The organism is Cellulomonas sp. ACRRI, from assembly GCF_022346185.1.
Taxonomy (GTDB): domain Bacteria; phylum Actinomycetota; class Actinomycetes; order Actinomycetales; family Cellulomonadaceae; genus Cellulomonas.
Genome location: NZ_JAKRMS010000002.1, coordinates 41,522 through 59,035 on the forward strand (window position 1 = coordinate 41,522; position 17,514 = coordinate 59,035).

Here is a 17,514-nt window from a genome sequence, read left to right on the forward strand (position 1 = left end):
AGGGTGCGCGGCGTGTCACGGCACGACCCGCCGGGCCCGCCAGCCGGCCCCGGCCCGCTCCGCCACCACCCGGTCGTGCGGCTCCGACGACAGGTCGAGCCGGTCGACCCGGTCCACGACGACCTCGACCCAGGCGAACCGGGCGGACCAGACCGCCTCGTCGTCGTCCCGGGCCGGGGTCGCGTCCCCGTCGACCGGGGTGCCCGGGACGCCCACCGTGGCGTAGCCGCGGCGGCTGCGCGCGCCGAGACCCTCCCACCGCCGCCGGAGCTCGGCGGGGTCGTCCACGACGGCCGCGCGGCCCTCGAGCCGCACCTGCACCTGCGCGTCGTCGTCCCACACCACGAGGGAGACGCGCGGGTCGGCCCGGATCTCGCGCACCTTGGCGGAGCGGGCGTCGGTCGCGAGCCCGAGCGCGGCGCGACCGGGCTCCCAGGACCGCAGGATCACCGAGCGGGACCGCGGCGCGCCGTCGGCGGACACCGTCGCCAGGGACGCCAGCGTGAACGGCGTGCGCCGGGTCGTCGCGGCCGCGAGGGCGTCCCAGACGGGGGCGAGGGCGGCGTCGGCGGTCGTGGTCACGGGGGCTCCTCGGATCGGGGGCGGGCCCGGGTCAGGCGTCGCGCACCAGGGCGTCGTAGGCCGCGGAGAACCGCGCCGCGCGCTCGGCGTAGTACCCGGCGTGCTCGGCGCGCGGCTCGTACGTGGCCCCGGTGGCCCGCGGCGCCCTGGCCGCGTCCGGCGCCAGGACGCCCAGCGCGAGCAGGGCCGTGCCGCGCTGCGTCGCCCGCTTGCGCGTCACGTGCGTGACCGGGCGTCCCAGCACGTCCGCCAGCACCTGCAGCCACTCCGGCCGGTCGCCGCTGACCCGGCCGGACGCCGCGACCTCGAGCACGTCCGGGGCGGCGGGGTGCAGCTCGTCGGCGACCCGCGCATAGGTGAGCGCGACGCCCTCGACGATCGCGCGGTACAGCACGTCGGGCGTCGTGGCGGCCGAGACGCCCGTGAACGCGGCGCGCGCCCCGCCGGCCCATCCCGGCGCCCGCTCCCCCGTCAGGTACGGCAGCACGAGCGGCGTCCCGTCGGACGGCGACGCGGCGAGGACCGGCCCGAGGTCGTCGCCCAGGCGCAGGGTGGCCTGCGCCCAGCTCACCGCGCGGCCGACGTCGTTGATCGCGCCGCCGAGCAGGGTCCGGCCCGCCTCGACGCGGTAGTTCCACAGGCCGAAGGGCAGCGGGTCGGCCGGCCCGTCGACGAGGACGCGCAGCGCGCCGGAGGTCGCCGTCGACGCCGTCATGACCGTCGCGTCGGTGGCCCCGGAGCCGACGTTGCTGGCGTACCCGTCCGTGACCACGGGGAACCAGGTGGCGCGGGCGAGGGCGGGCCACCGGGACGGGGCGGCGGGTGCCGCGGGCTCCCGCGTGTCCCGCGGCGGGGAGAACCGGCCGGGGTCCGTGCCGACGGCGGCGAGCAGCTCGGGGTCGAGCGCGCCCGTGCGCCGGTCGAGCAGTCCGGTCCAGGCGACGGTCGACGTCCCGGCCAACGGCTCCCCGACCAGGCGCGCGAGCACGTACTCGCCGAGCGACCACCACGCGGCCGCGGTGGCGACGACCCGCGGCTGGGCCTCCGCGAGCCAGCGCAGCCGGGGCGCGTGGTAGCTGGTGTGGATCCGGGTGCCCGTGCGCTGCTGCACGGCGTGCTCGTCGAGCTCCTCCCGCAGCGCCGCGACCGCGGCGGCGCTGCGGGAGTCGGCGTAGGTGAGGCAGGGGGTGAGGGGCCGGCCGGCCGCGTCCACCGCGATCAGCGAGGCCGCGAACGTGTCCAGCGCGACGCCGGCGACGCGCGTCCCGAGCCGCGGGTCGCCGGCCACCGCGTCGAGGACCTGCCCCACCTCGGCGGCGACCTGGTCGGGGTCGATGACGGACGTGCCGTCCGGCGCGACCGTGAACGCGTGCGGGACCTTGTGCTGCAGGCCGTGCACCGGCCGGCCCGCGGCGTCGTGCACGCCGCCCCGGGTCGCCGTGGACCCGATGTCGAGCGCCACCACCAGCGGGTCGAGGGCGTCGGCCAGGGCGACGTCGTCAGCGGTCCGGGTCATCGGTGCGTCCTCGTCGTCGGGGGCGGGTCGCGACCGACCCTAGCCACGGCGCGCGCACCCCGCCCCGCGAGCGACGACCTCGCCCGGTCCCGCCCGCCTCGCCGTGTCGGGGGCCGCTCGTACGCTGCACGGCATGGCGATCTCGTCGGCGCAGGCGCTGGCGTGGCGGCTCGGCCGGCAGCACCTGGTGTCCGGCGCGGCCTCCGCGGCCGACGTCGTGCGCCGGCTCGTCGCGGTCCCGGCGTGGTCCGGCGACGCCGACCTCGCCGTGCGCCGGCGCCTGACGGACCCGGTGCCCGACGCCGTCGCGGCCGCGGTGCGGTCCGGCGACCTGCTCCGCACGTTCGCGTTCCGCGGTTCCTCGCACCTGATGGCGGCCGACGAGGCCGGGGTCCACCTCGCCGTGCGGACCGCGAGCCGGCAGTGGGCCCTGCGCAGCTGGCAGGAGCACTACGACCTGCGCCCGGAGGACTGGCCCGCGCTCCTCGACGCGGTGCGCGCGGCCCTCGCCGACGGGCCGCTCGACCGGGAGGCGTTCGCCGCCGCGGTCACCGCGGTCCCGCGGTTCGCGCACCTCGGCCCGGCGCTGCTGCACCCGAGCATGACGCTGCTCAAGCCGATCGCCTGGCACGGCGAGCTCTGCTTCGGCCCGTCGGAGGGCGGCCGGCCGACGTTCGCGTCGCCCTCCGCGAGCCCGGCGTGGCGTGGTCTGCCCGCCCTCGACGAGGCGGGACCCCGGGCGGTCGCCGGCTACCTCGGCGCGTACGGCCCGGCGACCCGCGCGAACCTGCACCACTGGCTCGCGGAGGGCCTGAGCGCGGGCCGCCGCCGGGTGGAGCGCTGGACGGACGAGGTGCTGGCCGGCTCGGCGACGGAGGTGGCGGTCGACGGGCAGGCGGCGCTGGTGCTGCGGGAGCACGTCCCCGCGCTCGAGGCCACCGAGCCCGCGGACACGGTCACGCTGCTCGGGGGGCACGACCAGTGGGTGCTCGGTCCGGGGACGGCGGACGCCCGCGTGGTGCCCGCGGCGCGCCGCCCGGCGGTGACCCGCGGCGCGTCGCTCGTGCTGCGCGGCGGCGTGGTGGCGGGGACCTGGGCGGCCCGGCCGGGCGCGGTCGAGGTGACCTGGTTCCCGGAGGCGGGTGCGCCGCCGCGCGACGCGCTGGCGGCGGAGGCCGGCCGCCTCGGCGACCTGCTGGGGCGCGCCGGCGACCTGCGCCTGACGACCGGCTGAGGCGGCCGGGCGCCGCCCGGTCCGGCCGCCGTCAGGCCACCGGCCCCCGCGCTCCCCGGCGCCGGCCGACCCGCAGCCGCACCCGCCCCGCGAGCGGGGCGCCGAGCACCGCCTCGGACTCGCGCACCACCCGGTCCACGAGCGCCGTCACCTCCGTCAGGTCGACCCTGGCGTCGACCCGCACCTGCCCGGCGAGCACGAGCCCGCCGCGCTCGCGCCGCACCGCGAGCCGCGCCCCGCGCACCCGCGCGTCGGCCTGGAGGCGGTCCTCCGCGCCGCGCGCGACCGCGGAGGGGTCCACCCGCAGCCGCTCGCCGGTGCGCGACCCGGGCAGCGGCTGGTCGGGCAGCCCGCCCGGCGGCAGGTGGCGCAGCAGCCAGAGCACACCGAGCAGCACGAGCCCGACGCCGGCGACCGCGCAGGCGCCGGCCCACCAGGACTCGCTCGTCGCCGCCACGGCGCCGCTGAGGTCCACCGTCTCCGGGTCGAGGTCGACCGTGCCGACCCGGGCCCCCGACGTCCAGCCGGCCCCGGCCGCGAGCGCGAGCCCGCCGACCACGAGCAGCAGGAGACCCAGCACCGTGAGCACGGTCCGGTCGACGCCGGTGCCGCGGCGCGCGCTCACCGCCCGGCCCCGCTGTCCCGCACCGCCACGCGCACCCGCGGCACCGGGTCGAGCCCCGCCAGCCGGTCCTCGACCGCGGTGCGCACCTCCTCGGCCAGGCCCGGGGCACCGGTCCCGAGGACCCGGACCTGCACCGACCGGGGCGTGGCGGTCGAGCTGACGCGCAGCACTCCGTCGACGTCCTCCGCCGTCGCCGACGACAGCCGTGCCAGGTCCTCGGGCCCGAGCCGGGCGGCCGGGGCCGCCCGCACGGCCACGTCGGCCGGCCCGGTCCGCCACGCGGCCACCAGCAGCAGGATGCCGAGCAGGGCGAGGACGCCGCCGACCAGCGCGACGGTGGAGTCCACGGGCCGGCCGTCGACCGACCGGAGCAGGTCGGGCAGCCACGCCTGCGACGGGTCCAGGCCCAGGGACGCGGACGCCAGCGCCTCCCGGACCAGCACCAGTCCCACGAGGACCAGCAGCACGGCGAGCACCAGCCCGGTCGCCCGGGCGGCGCCGGCGCGCCGCGCGGGGCGGGCCCCCGGGGCGACGGGGCCGGGCGCGCTCACGAGACCCTCCGCCCCGCGGGCGCGGCCGCCACCACGGCCTCGACCGTGACCAGCACGTCGTCGACCCGGACCCCGACGAGCGCCTCGAGCTCGCCGCGCACCGCGGCCGCGACCCGGGACGCGACGTCGGCGGCCGGCTCGGGCCAGGTCCCGGCGACCCGGGCGGCGACCCGCACCCGTCGGCCGGCCACCTCGACGTCCACGCGCGGCAGGTCCCGCCCGACGGGGCCGTGCCGCACGGGCGTGGAGGCGCGCTCGGCCGCGCGGCGGGCCACCCGGGCGACGACGCGGTCGGCGATCGTGACCCGGCCGCCGACCTCGCGCGCCCGGTCGACCGGCACGCTCGGCGGCACCGGGGCCAGCACGTCAGCCACGGCGCCGCGCCCCGAGCACCGCCCCGAGGTCGATCCGCCCGTCGGCGTGCGCCCCCACCACCAGGCCGAGGCCGCCGAGCACCAGGGCCAGCAGGAAGCCCACCAGCCCGCCGGTGGTGATCGCCACGGCCAGCAGCAGCCCGGCCAGCAGGCCGGTCGTCGTCATCGAGCTCATCACTCGTCCTTCCCGGTCCCGCGGAGCGGGGCCTGCGACCCGCGGGGCTGCTGCCCCGCGGGGTCCACGTCCTCGACGTGCACGTGCACCGGCGACCCGGTGCCGGCGGCGGACGCGACCGCGGTCCGCACCGCGGCGGCCGTCCCCGGCAGGGGCAGGTCGGCGGACACGACCACGTGCACGTGCACGCCGTCGGGCGCCAGGCGCACGCCCGCGACCCGCTCGCCGGCCAGGTACGTCCCGACCTCGCCGAGCGGGCCGGCGCTCAGCCGGACCACGCCGGGCACCGCGAGCGCCGCCGCGCGCACGGCGTGGGCGACGGCCGCCGCCGGGTCCGCCGACGGCACCGCCGGCCCGGTCACTGGACCCGCGACGGGGCGGGCTCGCCGTCCTGGTCGTCCTCCTGCGGCAGCCAGACGTCGTTGACGCTGACGTTGACCTCGATCACCCGGAGCCCGGTCATGCGCTCGATCCCGGTGACCACCGAGCGGCGCACCGCCTCGGCGACGTCCGCGATCGCGACCCCGTACTCCGCCACGATGTCGACGTCCACGGCCGCCTCGGACTGACCGACCTCGACGCTGACGCCCTGGGAGTAGTTGGTCGACCCGCCCGGGATGCGCTCCCGGAACGCGCCGAACGCGCGCTGGGCACCGCCCCCGACGTCGTGCACGCCGGCGACGTCGCGCGCCGCGATCCCGGCGATCTTGCTCACCACCGTGTCGGCGATCGTGGTGGTGCCGCGATCGGTCGTCAGCGCGCTCGCGACGACCCGGGTGCGGTCCTTGGGGGTCAGCTCCTGGGCGTCGTTCACGGTCCCGGCCTGGGTGGGTGTGGTGCCGGCCATGGCGTCCTCCTCCTCCGGCGCGGCGGCCCGGCCCGCGGGTCGCGGGCCCGGTAGGCGACTCGTCCGCGCCGTCCTGACACCAGTGGGTGCCCGCCGCAGGCCGGTCCTCACGCTCCCCTGGCTGTGACGTGGGTCACACGCTACGGTGGCGTACGTGACGCCCGGTGGGGACGACACCGAGCTGGTGCGGCGCGCGCGGCTCGGCGACCGGGACGCGTTCGCCGTCCTGGTCGAGCGGCACGGCGCGGCCATGTACCGCTACGCGCGGCGGATGCTGCACGACGACGGCGCCGCCGAGGACTGCGTCCAGGAGGCGCTCGTCTCCGCGTGGCTCTCCGCCGACCGGTACCGCGGGGAGGCGGCCGTCCGCACCTGGCTGTTCGGCATCCTCATCAACACCGTGCGGCGCCGCGTCCGGACCGACGCGCGGCACCCGGCGGCACCGCTGCCCGAGGACGCGGCGCTGCCGGCGGCCGCGGGCGACCCGATCTCCGACCTCGAGGCCGCCGACCTGCGGGACGCCCTCGAGATCGCCCTGGCCGACCTGCCCCCGGTGCAGCGCGCGTGCTGGATGCTGGTGGAGGTGGAGCGCATGCCCTACGCCGACGTCGCCCGGGTGCAGGCGACCACGGTCGACGCGGTGCGCGGTGCGGTGCACCGGGCCCGGACCACGCTGGGGAGGAGGCTGGCACCATGGCGGTAGACCGCGACCCCTCCGGCCACCCGGAGCACCACCCGGAGGACCGCCCGGAGGACCGCCCGGACGAGCTGGTGGCCCGCGCGGCCGGCACGCTGCGGGAGATCACCGACGCGGGCTGGATCCGCGCGCGCCCCGGCGTGCTCGAGCGGGTCCGGCGCACCCTCCGCCCCGCACCGCACGTCGCCGGCCGGCACGCCGACGGGCGGTTCACCGTCGCGACGTCCGTGCTCGCCGACCTGCTGCGTCGCGCCGTCGACGGCGCGACGCCCGCGCGGGTGCTCGACGTCCTGACCGACGTCGGGCCCGACGCCGAGCTGGCCGGCGTCGCGCTGCGGCTCAGCGTCGCCTACGGCTCCCCGGTGGGCCCCGACGCCGAGGCGGCGCGGGCCGCCGTGCTCGCCGAGGTCGAGCGGACGCTCGGCACCCCGCTCGGGCCCGACCGGGTGACGGTCGACGTGCACATCTCGGACGTGCACCGGCCGGCCGGGGGCACCTCCCCCGCCTGACCGCGCCTCAGGTCGCGGCCGGCTGCCGGTCCCGGGGCCCGAACGCGTCGGGGACGCCCGCCCGCTGCCGTCCGACCACCGCGCCGGCCCGGTTGGCGCGCCGGTCCGTCGCCAGCGCCCGGAAGGTGTCGGCCACCGGGGTCCGTCGCCGGTCGAGCCCACCCGTGCCGTCCTCGACCAGGTCCCACAGCCCCATGGTGAGCAGGTACTGCTCGCGCTCGGCCGTGCCGTGCCGGTAGGTCCACTCGTACATGTCGAACACCGGCCACCAGGTGTAGCCCACGACCCGGTGCCCCACCGACCGCAGGGTGCGGATCGCGGCCACGGACTCGTGCAGCCAGGCCACCCGGTCGGCCACCGGGGCGGTCACGGCGGTCTCGGTGAGCATGACGGGCGCGCCGTGCCGGCGCTCGGCCTCGAGCAGCACCTCCACCAGCCCGGCCACGCCGGCGTCCTGCGCCGGACGCGGGTCCGCGAAGCCGCCGCCGTGGTGCACGCCCTCCTCGAACACCTCGGTCGAGATCCGCGGGTAGTAGTTGACCCCCATCACGTCGGGCCGCACGGCGTGGTCGGCGAACCAGGCCAGGTCGGAGTCGTCCGTCCCGTGCGCGCGCAGCACGCCGGCGAGCGGGTGCCCGTCGTCGACCGCGCCGGTGACCAGGTCCTCGACCAGGTGCGCCTGGTGGGTGAGCCGCTCGGCCTGCGCCCGGTGCTCGCCGTGCACGTCCCCGGCGTACCGCATCGAGGCGTCGACGTGCATGAAGGTCGCCCGGTCGCCCAGCACGTCGGCGATCCCGCGCTGGGTGCGGACGAAGCCCTCGCCGAGCGCCCGGACCATCGTCGTCAGCCCGCTGTCGCCCGTGAGGTACGGCGGCCAGTACCCGTACACGCCGCAGAACAGGGCGTGGATCATCGGCTCGTTCACCGGCGTGTAGTCGGTGACCCGGTCGCCGTAGCGCTCCGCGAACGCCACGCCGTACTCGGCGACGACCTGCGGGTAGTCGGGGTGCGCGAACTGCCCGTCGAGCCACAGCGGCGTGCCGTAGTGCAGCAGGTCGATGACCGGCCGCAGCCCGAGCTCCCCGAACCGGTCGACCACGCGGTCGACCCAGGACCAGTCCCACACCCCGCGGCCGGGGTTGACCCGGTGCCAGGGCACGCCCCAGCGCAGGAACGTCGCGCCGGCGTCCGCCGCGAGCCCGAGGTCCTCGGCGTACCGGGCGTAGTGGTCGGTGAGCGCGTACTCGTCGATCGGGCGCTCGCCCGGGCCGCCCTGCGGCACGAACGTGTCCTCGATCCCGAGCCCGAAGTGCAGGGCGCCGTCCTCGAACCAGCGGGCGCCGGTCGCGTCCGGGGCGGTCACTTGAGCCCCGTGGTGGCGATGGACTCGATGAACTTGCGCTGGACGAGCATGAAGGCGAGGACCAGCGGGACGACGGCGACGAGCGCGCCGGCCATCATGACGCCGTACGGCACGATGCCGCCGGGGCCGGTGAGCTGGGTGAGTCCGGATGTGATGGTGCCCATCTCCCGTTCGGTGGTGAAGACCAGCGGCCACAGCAGGTCGTTCCAGTTGTTGACGAAGACGAAGATCGCGAGCGTGAGCACGGCGGGGCGCGCGTTCGGCAGCACGATCTGCCAGAACACGCGGAGCTCGGAGGCGCCGTCGATGCGCGCGGCGTTGTCGAGGTCCCGCGGCAGCGCCACGAAGAACTGCCGGAGGAAGAAGATCCCGAACGCGTCGGCGGCGCGCGGCGCGATCAGCCCGGCGAACGTGTTGACCCAGCCCAGGTCGCTGACGATCTGGTAGACGGGGATCAGGGTCGCCTGGAACGGGATCATCAGCGTCGCGACGATCGCCACCAGCAGCGTCCGGCGGCCGCGGAAGTCGATCCGGGCCAGCGCGTAGGCGGCCAGCGCGTCGAAGGCCACCGCGAACACCGTGACCCCGCCGGCGAACAGGACGCTGTTCCCGATCAGCCGCGCGAACGGCAGATCGGTGAAGATGCGGTCGAAGTTCGCGGTCGTCCACGCGTCCGGCAGCAGCGTCGGCGGGTAGGCGTTGACCTCGGCCGTCGGCTTGAACGCCGTGAACAGCACGATGAACAGCGGCAGCAGCACGATCAGCGTCGTGACCGCGACCGCGGCCGTGAGCAGGACGGTGGAGAGGCGGACCCGCCGGCGGCCGGCGACGACGACCCGCCGCTGCTCGGGCGCCGGCGCCGGCGCGGGGGTGGCCCTCAGGGTGGCGGCGGACATCAGGACTCCTCCTCGCGGCGCCCGAAGAAGACGAACTGGACGATGCTGAGCGCGAGGGTGGCGAGCAGCAGGACGTAGGACAGGGCCGAGGCGAACCCGAGCTCGAGCTTGCGGAAGCCGGACTCGTAGATCTCCATCACGACCGTCTGGGTGTTGCCGTAGGGGCCGCCGCCGGTCATGACGTAGATCTGGTCGAAGGCCTGCAGCGCGGCGATCAGCGCGAAGATCAGGACGAACGCGGTGGTGTTCGACAGCATCGGCAGCGTGATGTGCCGGAACCGGGACCAGGCGCCCGCGCCGTCCATCTTCGCGGCCTCGTACAGCGAGCCCGGGATCTCCTGGAGCCCGGCCATGAAGATCACCATGTAGAAGCCGAAGTTCTTCCACACCGCGACCAGGGCGACGGCGGGCATCGCCAGCGTCGGGTCCTGGAGCACGTTGCCCAGGTCGATCCCGAGACCTCGCAGCCAGTAGTGCAGCAGCCCGACCTGCGGGTCGATCAGGTACGACCACGCCAGGGCCGCCACGGCCAGCGAGATGATGAACGGCAGGAACAACGAGGTGCGGAACAGTCCGCGCAGCGGCAGCCGGTCGTTCGTCAGCAGCAGCGCGAGGGCCAGCGCGACGACGACGGCCGTCGGCGTGAAGATCAGCGCGTAGACCACCGTGTTGACGACCGCGTCGCGGATGTCGGGGTCGGTGAAGATCCGGGTGTAGTTGTCCAGGCCGACCCACTCCGCCTGGCCGAACCCGCTGGCGTCGGTGAACGACATCTGCAACGCCGAGACCATCGGCCAGACGACGAACACCGCCAGGATGATCAGGGCCGGCGCGAGGAACGCGAGGGCGGTGCGGGTGCGGCGGCTGCCGGTGCGGGTGCGCTGCCGGACGGGGCCGCCGCGCCCGCCGAGCGGGGCGGGTGCGCGGTAGGCCCGCTTGCGGGACCCGGCCGCGTGGGCGGTGGTCATGTCAGGTGCCTCTCAGGGTGGCGGGCCGCCCCCGGGAGCAGGGGGTCCCGGGGGCGGCCGGTCCGGGTCGGGTCAGTCGTCCAGCGCGGCCTGGACGGCGGCCTGCGCCTGCGCCAGCAGGTCGTCGACCGGCTCGCCGGCCATCGCGCGCTGGGTCAGGTCGTCGACGGCGGTCAGCACGTCGGTGCTGTTCACCACGCCGGGCAGCAGCGGGCGGCCGAGCTCGGCCTGCTCCGTGAGCGCGGCCACGACCGGGTTCTCGTCCACCTCGTCGGCGGCGATGTCGGTGCGCAGCGGGGGCCAGCCCGAGCCGAGCGCCCAGGCGACCGACTCCTCGCGGGAGAGGAAGAAGGAGAAGAACTCCTCCGCGGCCTCCTGCTGGGCCTGGTCGGCCTGCCGGGTCAGCGCCATGGAGACCCCGATGGCGGACGCCGCCTGGTCCGCGGGGCCGGCGGGGACCGGCGCGATGCCGTAGTCGACGCCGTTCTCCTCGGAGACGGTCGCCATCCACGGGCCGCCGATGTACATCGCGACGCGACCGCTGCTGAACAGGCCGTCGCCGGTCACGCCGTCGACGCCGGTCGGGCTGATCGCCCCGGCGGTGACGGCGTCGTGCCAGAACTCGAGCGTCTCCGCGTTCTCGGGCGAGTCGACGACGGCCCGGCCGTCCTCGACGATCGCGCCGCCGTTGCCGTAGAACAGCGTCGGCCACACGCCGTTGCCGACGGTGGCGTGGTCGGCGAGCGCGAGGCCGTACTGCTCGGGGGTGCCGTCGCCGTTCTCGTCGACGGTCAGCGCCTGCGCGGCGGCGACCCACTCGTCCCACGTCGTCGGCACCGCGACGCCCGCGGCGTCGAACAGGGCCTTGTTGTAGAACATCGTCAGCGGCACGAAGCCGGTCGGGACGCCGTAGGCGGTGCCGTCGACGGTCACCATGTCCAGGGCCCCGGGGTTCAGGTCGGGCGTCGACTCGTCGTCGGCGTAGAAGTCGTCCAGCTCGACGAACGCGCCGCGGTCGGCGTAGACCGGCAGCCGCTCGGCCGGCATCGCGACGATCTCCGGGCCGTTGTCCGCCGACAGCGCCGGCAGGAACGTGTCGTCGATGACGTCCCAGGGGTTCACCTGGGTGGTGATCGTGATCTCGCCGTCGTGCGCGGCGTTGAAGTCGTCGACGATCTGCTCGAGCACGTCGCCGTCGGCCTCGGTGTACCCGTGCCAGAAGGTGAGCTCGACGGGGCCGTCGGAGTCGGAGGAGCCGCCGCCGGAGCAGGCGGCGAGGGTGAGCGCCAGGCAGACCGGCGCGACGACGAGGGCGGGGATGCGCTTCATTGCGTGGAGTCCTTTCGGGAGAGCCCGCATACAACGTTGTAAGACAACGTTGTAAGTGGGATCTTCGGGGGCGCGGCCGGGGCGTGTCAACCCGGGGCGCGGGTGAGCGGCGGGGCGCGGGACCGCCCGCGGCCGGACCCGTCCCGGGCCGCGCCGCGGAGCCGCCGGTCAGCCGCCCGTGGACTCCCGGACCACGAGCCGGAAGTCGGGCGCGAGGACGCGCGGCTCGAGCTCGCCGCGCGCGCGGTCGTCGATGCGCTCGCGGAGCAGCCGCACCGCCTCGCGCGCGATGTCGTGCCGCCCGGGCTCGACGGTCGTCAGGCTCGGGTACGTGTACCGGCCGTCGGCCACGTCGTCGAACCCGACCAGCGCGACGTCCCCCGGCACGGCGACGGCCCGCTCCTGGAGCGAGCGCAGCGCGCCGAGCGCGAGGTCGTCGTTCATGGCGAACACGGCGTCCATCCGCACGCCCGCGTCCAGCACCCGCGCCATCGCCTCGGCCCCGCTCCTGCGGTCCCAGGTCTCCACCGGCACCACCAGCGCGTCGTCCACCGCGAGGCCGGCGTCCTCGATCGCGGCCCGGTAGCCGGCGTACCGCAGCGCCGCGACCCCGGTGCGCTCGGTCGCGTGCGCGCCGAGCAGCATGACGCGCCGCCGCCCGAGCCCGAGCAGGTGCGCCGTCGCGGCGCGGGCCGCCTCCGCGTGCCGCATGGTCACGTGGTCCACCGGCCCGGCGAACAGCGGCTCGCCCAGCACCACCAGCGGGCGGCCCGCCGGGTCCGGGACCGCGTCCTCGTGCGTCAGCCCGAGCGGGGCCAACAGCAGGCCGTCCGTCAGCGACAGCCGGGGGTTGCGCAGCGCCTCGAGCTCCCGCTCCCGCAGCCCGCCGGTCTGCTCGACCAGGACGACCAGGTCCTGCTCGGCGGCGACCCGGATCACCTCGTCCGCGAGCTGCGCGAAGAACGCCTGGCTCAGCTCCGGGACCGCCAGGCCGATCACGCCGCTGCGGCCGAGCCGCAGGTTCCGGGCGGCCAGGTTCGGCCGGTAGCCCACCTGCTCGACCGCGGCGAGGACCCTGGCGCGCGTCGACTCCCGCACCTGCGGGTGGTCGTTGAGCACGTTGGACACCGTCTTGAACGACACGCCCGCGAGCTGCGCGACGTCGCGCAGCGTCGGGGCGGCCCTGCCCTCGGGTTCGATCGCCACGGGCCGAGGTTACAACGTTGCAACGCCGCACGGGGCCCGACTCCCCCGCTCACGCGGGCCGGTCGAGCGCCCCCCGCACGATGCTGTCCCCGGAGTGCGCCGGGTCGCCGTCGAACGGCTCGGCCGACACGTCGACCACGGGGAACTCGTCCAGGTCCAGGCCGGGCGGGACGGCGAACCTGCCCTCGTCGCCGTCGAGCGCCCCGAGGCTGACCAGCCGCGTCGCGTCCTGGTCCAGCAGCCACACCGCGCGGAAGCCGTCCTCCTCGGTCCGGGACACCCGCACCACCAGCGTGCGCGTCCCGTCCGCGCCCTCCTCGAGCCACGCGTCCCCGGACGCCGTCCAGCCGGGCAGCGGGTCGAGCCGCGCCTCCGCGACCACCGTCTCCGTGGGCCGCTGGCCGGCCGCGACCACGGCGCCGCCACCGACCGCGCCGACCACTAGGCCCGCGGCCACCGCGAGCAGCCACCGGCCGCGGGAGCGGCCGGCCGAGGCGCCGCCGCCCGGACGCGCCGGCCGGGTCCCGTCCTGCGGCCCGGCCGAGGCGGCGCCGGCCGGGCCGGGCCGCACGTCCGGGGCCAGGCCGAGCTCGGCGCTGATCCGCTCCCACACGGCGTCGGGCGCGGGCACGAGCGCCTCGCCGACCCCGGCGCGCGCGGAGGCCGCCGTCGAGCGCAGGACCGCCAGCTCGCGGGCGCACCGGTCGCACTCCGCGAGGTGCCGCCGCTCCGCCGGGGTCGCGGGCTCGCCGACCGCGTGCAGGGCGAGGGCGTCAGACCCGAGGTGCGGCACCGTCCCTCACCTCCTCCAGCCGGTCGCGCAGCCGCAGCAGGCTACGTCGGATGTGGCTCTTCACGGTGCCGAGCGGCAGGTCGAGCCGCCGGGCGATCTCGTCGTGCGTGAGGTCCCCGTAGAAGGCGAGGGCCAGGATCGTGCGCTGGGGCTCGCCCAGCTGCTCGAGCTCGTCGACGACCGTCACCCGCTCGGCGACCGACGCGACGTCCGGGACCTCCGCCCGCTCCGCGCGCTGCGCGAGCGCGTGCAGGTCGCGGACGTCGCGGCTGCGCCGGGAGAGCGCGTCCGTGACCGCGTGGCGGGTGATGCCGGTGAGCCAGCCGCGCAGCGCCCCCCGGTCCGCGCGGTAGCCGGAGCGCCCGCGCCACGCCGAGACGAAGACCTGCTGGGTGACGTCCTCGGCGTCGGCCGCGGATCCCAGCGTGCGCAGGGCCAGCGTGTGCACGTAGGCCGCCCACCGGCGGTACGCCTCCGCGAGGGCGTGCTCGTCGCCGGCCTCGAAGGCGCGCGCGAGCGCCTCGTCGTCCCACTCGGGCGGTGGGCGCAGGTGCGCCACGGTCCTGGGCAGGGCGGTCCTCCTCGTCGGGCGGGGCGGCAGCCGTGGCGGCTGCGCCGCGATCTGCGGCGCGGTCATCCCGCGTCCGCGGGGGTGGCGGTGACCAGCACGTTGTCGCGGTAGTGCCGGGTGGCGCGGTCGAAGGTGCCGCCGCAGGTCACGAGCGCCAGCCGGGGCGGGCCGTCGCGGGTGAACACGTCGGGCCAGCGCGCCTCGCTCTTGGGGAACCGGGTCACCGCGTCCACGACGTACGCGCGCGTGCTGCCGTCGGCCAGCACGACCTGGACCTCGTCGCCGGGGACGACGTCGACGAGCCGGACGAACGGCCCGGTCCCGGCCGAGGCGACGGAGTCCACGTGGGCCGCGACCACGGTGGTGCCGGCGGCGTCGCCCGGGTCGGCCCCGAACCGGTACCACCCGCCGCGCTCCGCCAGCGGGGGGATCTCCATCTGCCCGTCCTCGGCCACCCCCACCGGATCCACCGGCACGTCGATCGACCGGGCGGGCACGACGACCCGCACCGGCGCGGTGCGGGTCTCCACCGGCGGCGGCGGGGTCGCCGGCACCACGGGGACCGCGGGCGGGGCCGGCGCGGCCGGGCCCGTGGTCGCCGGGGCCGAGGTCGGGGCGCCGTCCGGGGACGGCACGCCGGTCGGGGCCGGCGTGCAGGCCGCGAGGACGGCGACCAGGACGGCGAGCGGCCCGGCCACGCCGAGGGGGGCGCGACGTGGCCGGGGGTCGTGGTGCGTCACGGGGGGCTCCAGTGGTCCGGGGCGCGGCCGGCCTCTGCTCGACCGGCCGCGCCCCCGGGTCCAGGGGTCAGCGCCGCTGGGCGGCCGTCCGACGGGTGGTCAGAGCGACGGCACCGAGTGCGCCGACGAGCGCCGCCGCCGCGATCCACGGTGCCGGCGAGCCACCCTCGTCGGCCAGGCCGAGCTCGCCGGAGGGCACACCGCCCGGCGCCGAGTGCAGCCCGTCGATCGTCTGCACCGCCAGCTGCAGGTTGCCGGCCTCGAGGGAGCCCCAGGCGTACACGATCGTGTCCGCGCCCTCCGCGATCGTGAGGTCGGTCGGGCCGATCACCGGGTCGGTCGTCCCGGTCGCGGCGACGGCCGCCGAGACGGTGCCGGCCGGGACGGTCAGCGTCTGCTCGTCCGGGTTCGACAGGTTCGTGACCACGGCGCTGCCGTTGGCCAGCACGTCGACCGCCGGAGCAGCCGCGGTGTGCCGCACCGTCAGCCGGCCCTGCCCCGCCGGGACCTCCGACAGGTCGTTGGTGAAGAGGGTCGCCGTCGGGCTGCCGGCCGCGTCCAGGTGGGCGACGGCCGTGTAGCTCGCCCCGGCGTCCAGGGTGAGGTCGACCGGGCCGATGGCCGGCTGGCTCGCGTCGGCGGCGTCGGCCGCGGTGATCGCGACCGTGTGCGCGCCGGCGGGCAGGTCCAGCGGGCCCGCGAGGGTGCCGGGCGCGAAGTCGTCCAGCGTGCGCTGGCCGTCGACCCACACGTCGACGGTCAGGTCGGGCACACCGTGCAGCACGGACAGGGACGCGGTCCCGGACGTGGCGGCGGTGGCGGGCATCGCGGTCGCGAGGGCGACCAGGGCCGCGGCGGCGACGCCGGCCGACCCGATGACGAACGGACGGTGCTGCATGCGAACTCCTCTGTCCGGTCCCCCCGGAGGGGGCAGGTGCACTGACACCCCCACTACGACCTGGACAGGCCGCACGGATGCAGCGGCGCACAAGAAGTTCTCAGGCGTCCACCTCCCGGGTGAACCCGAGCACCGCCGCCGCGAGCTCCTCCGGCGCCTCGAGGGCGACGTGGTGCCCGACGCCGTCGAGCAGGACCGAGGCCACCCGACCCCGCACGACGTGCCCCAGGGTCGCGGCCGTGAACGGCCCCCCCGACCCGCCGACCGCCAGGGCGGGCACCGTGAGCGGGTGGGCCGCCGCCAGCTCCCGGAGCTCCTCGCCCTCCGTGAGCACCGACCGGTACAGGCCGGCGGCGCCGCGCCAGCCGCCGGGTCGAGCGTAGGTGCGGGCCAGCTCGTCGACGTCCTGCCCGGTGACGGCGCCGGGCACCGCGGTCATCGTCGGGAACGCCCAGGTGCCCAGGAGCTCGCGCTCCCGCCCGGCGAGCAGCAGCTCCGGGATCCCCGGGGCCGCGAGCGCGCCCAGGTGCCAGGACCCGCCGCGGGTCACGTCGGCGAACGCCTCGAGCCCGAACCCGGCGAGGCCCATCTCCACGGCGACGAGGCTCGCCACGTCCTCCGGGTGGCCCGTGGCCAGCCGCAGCACCGTGCCGCCCGCGACGTCCTGCCCCAGCAGGTGCACCGGCCCGAGGCCGAGGTGCGCGACGAGCGCGTGCAGGTCCTCGGCGGCGACCGCGCTGCCGAAGTCGTCTTCGGCGACCGCGGAGTCGCCGAAGCCCCGCAGGTCCACCGCGATCACCCGGTGCTCCGCCGCGAGCAGCGGGATGACCCGGTGGAACGCCCACCAGGACTCCGGGAAGCCGTGCACGAGCAGGACCGGCGACCCCCCGGCACCGGCGGTGACGTAGTGCAGCGTCGTGCCGTTGACGTCGGCGCGGTGGTGCCGGACCCCGGCGACGTCGGCGGGCGCGGTGGGTGCGGTGGGTGCGGTGGTGTCGGACATGGCGACCTCCTGGTTGACAACGTGGTTGTCAGACTGCAACTGCGCAACCCGGTTGTCAAGGTGCCGTCCCCGGCCTACGCTGGTGGCCGTGCCCCAACCGACACCCGGAGTCCGGCTCGCCCGGCTGCTGCTCGGGGCGTTCGAGGAGATGGTCGACGACGTCGTCGGGCACCTCGCGGCGCACGGGCACCCCGGCGTGACCGCGAACCTCGAGTTCGCGCTCGCCGCCGTCGCGGGGGGGGCGGACAGCGCCTCCGCCCTCGGCCGCGCCCTGGGGACCACCCGCCAGGCGGCGGCGAAGACGGTCGCGACGCTCGAGCAGCTCGGCTACGTCGAGCGGGCGGACGACCCGGACGACGCGCGGCTCAAGCGCCTGCGGGTGACCCCGCGCGGCGAGGAGATGTCCGCGATCGGCGCCGCGCGGTTCGACGCGCTGCGGGACCGGTGGGCCGCGCGGCTGGAGCCGGGGGCGGCCGAGGCCGCCGAGGTGGCGTTGGGGCTGCTCGTGCCCCCGCGGCCCGACCCGGGCACCCGCACGCCCTGACCGCCGCGGCGGTCCGGGCGCGGAACGGTCACGCGACCACCGCGCGGCGGCTGCAGGGGTCGTGCGTCGGCGTGAGGATGACGAGATGCACTC

The 17,514-nt window shown here is 77.1% G+C and carries 22 protein-coding genes; 4 read left to right on the forward strand and 18 right to left on the reverse strand.

All coding sequences use genetic code 11. The features are described from left to right. Positions 1-15: 15 nt before the first annotated feature. Complete coding sequence (locus tag MHY85_RS00940) at positions 16-582, reverse strand: pyridoxamine 5'-phosphate oxidase family protein (protein WP_239192066.1); 567 nt, start codon at positions 580-582, stop codon at positions 16-18. 31 nt (positions 583-613) lie between these two features. Continuing rightward, a complete protein-coding gene (locus MHY85_RS00945; RefSeq protein ID WP_239192069.1) occupies positions 614-2,098 on the reverse strand; it encodes a gluconokinase in 1,485 nt (494 codons plus the stop codon). A gap of 133 nt (positions 2,099-2,231) precedes the next feature. Between MHY85_RS00945 and MHY85_RS00950 the strand changes: the two genes are divergently transcribed. Further along, positions 2,232-3,332, forward strand: coding sequence for a DNA glycosylase AlkZ-like family protein (locus MHY85_RS00950; RefSeq protein WP_239192072.1), 1,101 nt, complete (start codon positions 2,232-2,234; stop codon positions 3,330-3,332). Between the two features lie 31 nt (positions 3,333-3,363). On the opposite strand, the gene MHY85_RS00955 is transcribed toward MHY85_RS00950, so the two are convergent. Genes MHY85_RS00955 through MHY85_RS00980 form a run of 6 tightly spaced genes read right to left on the reverse strand, consistent with a single transcriptional unit; the run spans position 3,364 to position 5,904 of the window. Beyond that, a complete protein-coding gene (locus MHY85_RS00955) occupies positions 3,364-3,957 on the reverse strand; it encodes a hypothetical protein (RefSeq protein ID WP_239192075.1) in 594 nt (197 codons plus the stop codon). Next, positions 3,954-4,508: a DUF6286 domain-containing protein gene (locus tag MHY85_RS21700; RefSeq protein ID WP_239192078.1), complete on the reverse strand. Its 555-nt coding sequence runs from the start codon at positions 4,506-4,508 to the stop codon at positions 3,954-3,956. The genes MHY85_RS00955 and MHY85_RS21700 overlap by 4 nt, the downstream gene beginning before the upstream one ends. Beyond that, complete coding sequence (locus MHY85_RS00965; protein ID WP_239192081.1) at positions 4,505-4,882, reverse strand: hypothetical protein; 378 nt, start codon at positions 4,880-4,882, stop codon at positions 4,505-4,507. The genes MHY85_RS21700 and MHY85_RS00965 overlap by 4 nt, the downstream gene beginning before the upstream one ends. After that, positions 4,875-5,057, reverse strand: coding sequence for a DUF2273 domain-containing protein (locus MHY85_RS00970; protein ID WP_239192084.1), 183 nt, complete (start codon positions 5,055-5,057; stop codon positions 4,875-4,877). The genes MHY85_RS00965 and MHY85_RS00970 overlap by 8 nt, the downstream gene beginning before the upstream one ends. Continuing rightward, entirely contained in the window at positions 5,057-5,404 is a 348-nt protein-coding gene (locus MHY85_RS00975; protein ID WP_239192087.1) for a hypothetical protein, read from the reverse strand. Before MHY85_RS00975 ends, MHY85_RS00970 begins: the two co-directional genes overlap by 1 nt. 11 nt (positions 5,405-5,415) lie before the next feature. Continuing rightward, positions 5,416-5,904, reverse strand: coding sequence for an Asp23/Gls24 family envelope stress response protein (locus tag MHY85_RS00980; protein WP_239192090.1), 489 nt, complete (start codon positions 5,902-5,904; stop codon positions 5,416-5,418). A 154-nt stretch (positions 5,905-6,058) separates the two neighbouring features. Here MHY85_RS00980 and MHY85_RS00985 point away from each other — a divergent pair, with 154 nt between their 5' ends. Both MHY85_RS00985 and MHY85_RS00990 read left to right on the forward strand, forming a co-directional pair. Beyond that, a complete protein-coding gene (locus MHY85_RS00985) occupies positions 6,059-6,607 on the forward strand; it encodes an RNA polymerase sigma factor (protein ID WP_239192093.1) in 549 nt (182 codons plus the stop codon). After that, on the forward strand, positions 6,598-7,110 hold the full coding sequence (locus tag MHY85_RS00990; RefSeq protein ID WP_239192096.1) for a hypothetical protein: 513 nt from the start codon (positions 6,598-6,600) through the stop codon (positions 7,108-7,110). The genes MHY85_RS00985 and MHY85_RS00990 overlap by 10 nt, the downstream gene beginning before the upstream one ends. Positions 7,111-7,117: 7 nt before the next feature. On the opposite strand, the gene MHY85_RS00995 is transcribed toward MHY85_RS00990, so the two are convergent. The 10 genes from MHY85_RS00995 to MHY85_RS01040 all read right to left on the reverse strand — a co-directional run bounded on the left by MHY85_RS00995 (position 7,118) and on the right by MHY85_RS01040 (position 16,877). After that, positions 7,118-8,473: a family 1 glycosylhydrolase gene (locus MHY85_RS00995; RefSeq protein ID WP_239192099.1), complete on the reverse strand. Its 1,356-nt coding sequence runs from the start codon at positions 8,471-8,473 to the stop codon at positions 7,118-7,120. Continuing rightward, positions 8,470-9,369, reverse strand: coding sequence for a carbohydrate ABC transporter permease (locus MHY85_RS01000; RefSeq protein ID WP_239192102.1), 900 nt, complete (start codon positions 9,367-9,369; stop codon positions 8,470-8,472). Before MHY85_RS01000 ends, MHY85_RS00995 begins: the two co-directional genes overlap by 4 nt. Beyond that, positions 9,369-10,337 carry a carbohydrate ABC transporter permease gene (locus tag MHY85_RS01005; protein WP_239192105.1) on the reverse strand — a complete coding sequence of 323 codons (969 nt, stop codon included), beginning with the start codon at positions 10,335-10,337 and terminating at the stop codon, positions 9,369-9,371. Before MHY85_RS01005 ends, MHY85_RS01000 begins: the two co-directional genes overlap by 1 nt. Positions 10,338-10,409: 72 nt before the next feature. Continuing rightward, on the reverse strand, positions 10,410-11,666 hold the full coding sequence (locus MHY85_RS01010; protein ID WP_239192108.1) for an ABC transporter substrate-binding protein: 1,257 nt from the start codon (positions 11,664-11,666) through the stop codon (positions 10,410-10,412). Between the two features lie 168 nt (positions 11,667-11,834). After that, complete coding sequence (locus MHY85_RS01015) at positions 11,835-12,872, reverse strand: LacI family DNA-binding transcriptional regulator (protein WP_239192111.1); 1,038 nt, start codon at positions 12,870-12,872, stop codon at positions 11,835-11,837. A gap of 49 nt (positions 12,873-12,921) precedes the next feature. Beyond that, positions 12,922-13,665: an anti-sigma factor gene (locus MHY85_RS01020; RefSeq protein WP_239192114.1), complete on the reverse strand. Its 744-nt coding sequence runs from the start codon at positions 13,663-13,665 to the stop codon at positions 12,922-12,924. After that, on the reverse strand, positions 13,646-14,302 hold the full coding sequence (locus tag MHY85_RS01025) for a sigma-70 family RNA polymerase sigma factor (RefSeq protein ID WP_239192117.1): 657 nt from the start codon (positions 14,300-14,302) through the stop codon (positions 13,646-13,648). The genes MHY85_RS01020 and MHY85_RS01025 overlap by 20 nt, the downstream gene beginning before the upstream one ends. After that, positions 14,299-14,976: a class F sortase gene (locus tag MHY85_RS01030; protein WP_239192119.1), complete on the reverse strand. Its 678-nt coding sequence runs from the start codon at positions 14,974-14,976 to the stop codon at positions 14,299-14,301. Before MHY85_RS01030 ends, MHY85_RS01025 begins: the two co-directional genes overlap by 4 nt. Before the next feature lie 67 nt (positions 14,977-15,043). Beyond that, a complete protein-coding gene (locus MHY85_RS01035) occupies positions 15,044-15,874 on the reverse strand; it encodes a DUF4397 domain-containing protein (RefSeq protein ID WP_239192122.1) in 831 nt (276 codons plus the stop codon). A 100-nt stretch (positions 15,875-15,974) separates the two neighbouring features. Then, entirely contained in the window at positions 15,975-16,877 is a 903-nt protein-coding gene (locus tag MHY85_RS01040) for an alpha/beta fold hydrolase (protein ID WP_239192124.1), read from the reverse strand. Between the two features lie 88 nt (positions 16,878-16,965). On the opposite strand from MHY85_RS01040, the gene MHY85_RS01045 reads away from it, so the two are divergent. Further along, on the forward strand, positions 16,966-17,421 hold the full coding sequence (locus MHY85_RS01045; protein ID WP_239192127.1) for a MarR family winged helix-turn-helix transcriptional regulator: 456 nt from the start codon (positions 16,966-16,968) through the stop codon (positions 17,419-17,421). Positions 17,422-17,514 lie beyond the last annotated feature (93 nt).

What these genes read in the sequence shown, in the direction of transcription:
- MHY85_RS01035 (WP_239192122.1), bottom strand. Translation starts at nt 15,874, where the DNA reads ATGCAGCACCGTCCGTTCGTCATCGGGTCGGCCGGCGTCGCCGCCGCG.
- MHY85_RS01040 (WP_239192124.1), bottom strand. Translation starts at nt 16,877, where the DNA reads ATGTCCGACACCACCGCACCCACCGCACCCACCGCGCCCGCCGACGTC.
- MHY85_RS01005 (WP_239192105.1), bottom strand. Translation starts at nt 10,337, where the DNA reads ATGACCACCGCCCACGCGGCCGGGTCCCGCAAGCGGGCCTACCGCGCA.
- MHY85_RS00945 (WP_239192069.1), bottom strand. Translation starts at nt 2,098, where the DNA reads ATGACCCGGACCGCTGACGACGTCGCCCTGGCCGACGCCCTCGACCCG.
- MHY85_RS00970 (WP_239192084.1), bottom strand. Translation starts at nt 5,057, where the DNA reads ATGAGCTCGATGACGACGACCGGCCTGCTGGCCGGGCTGCTGCTGGCC.
- MHY85_RS01010 (WP_239192108.1), bottom strand. Translation starts at nt 11,666, where the DNA reads ATGAAGCGCATCCCCGCCCTCGTCGTCGCGCCGGTCTGCCTGGCGCTC.
- MHY85_RS00950 (WP_239192072.1), top strand. Translation starts at nt 2,232, where the DNA reads ATGGCGATCTCGTCGGCGCAGGCGCTGGCGTGGCGGCTCGGCCGGCAG.
- MHY85_RS01025 (WP_239192117.1), bottom strand. Translation starts at nt 14,302, where the DNA reads ATGACCGCGCCGCAGATCGCGGCGCAGCCGCCACGGCTGCCGCCCCGC.
- MHY85_RS00980 (WP_239192090.1), bottom strand. Translation starts at nt 5,904, where the DNA reads ATGGCCGGCACCACACCCACCCAGGCCGGGACCGTGAACGACGCCCAG.
- MHY85_RS01000 (WP_239192102.1), bottom strand. Translation starts at nt 9,369, where the DNA reads ATGTCCGCCGCCACCCTGAGGGCCACCCCCGCGCCGGCGCCGGCGCCC.
- MHY85_RS00990 (WP_239192096.1), top strand. Translation starts at nt 6,598, where the DNA reads ATGGCGGTAGACCGCGACCCCTCCGGCCACCCGGAGCACCACCCGGAG.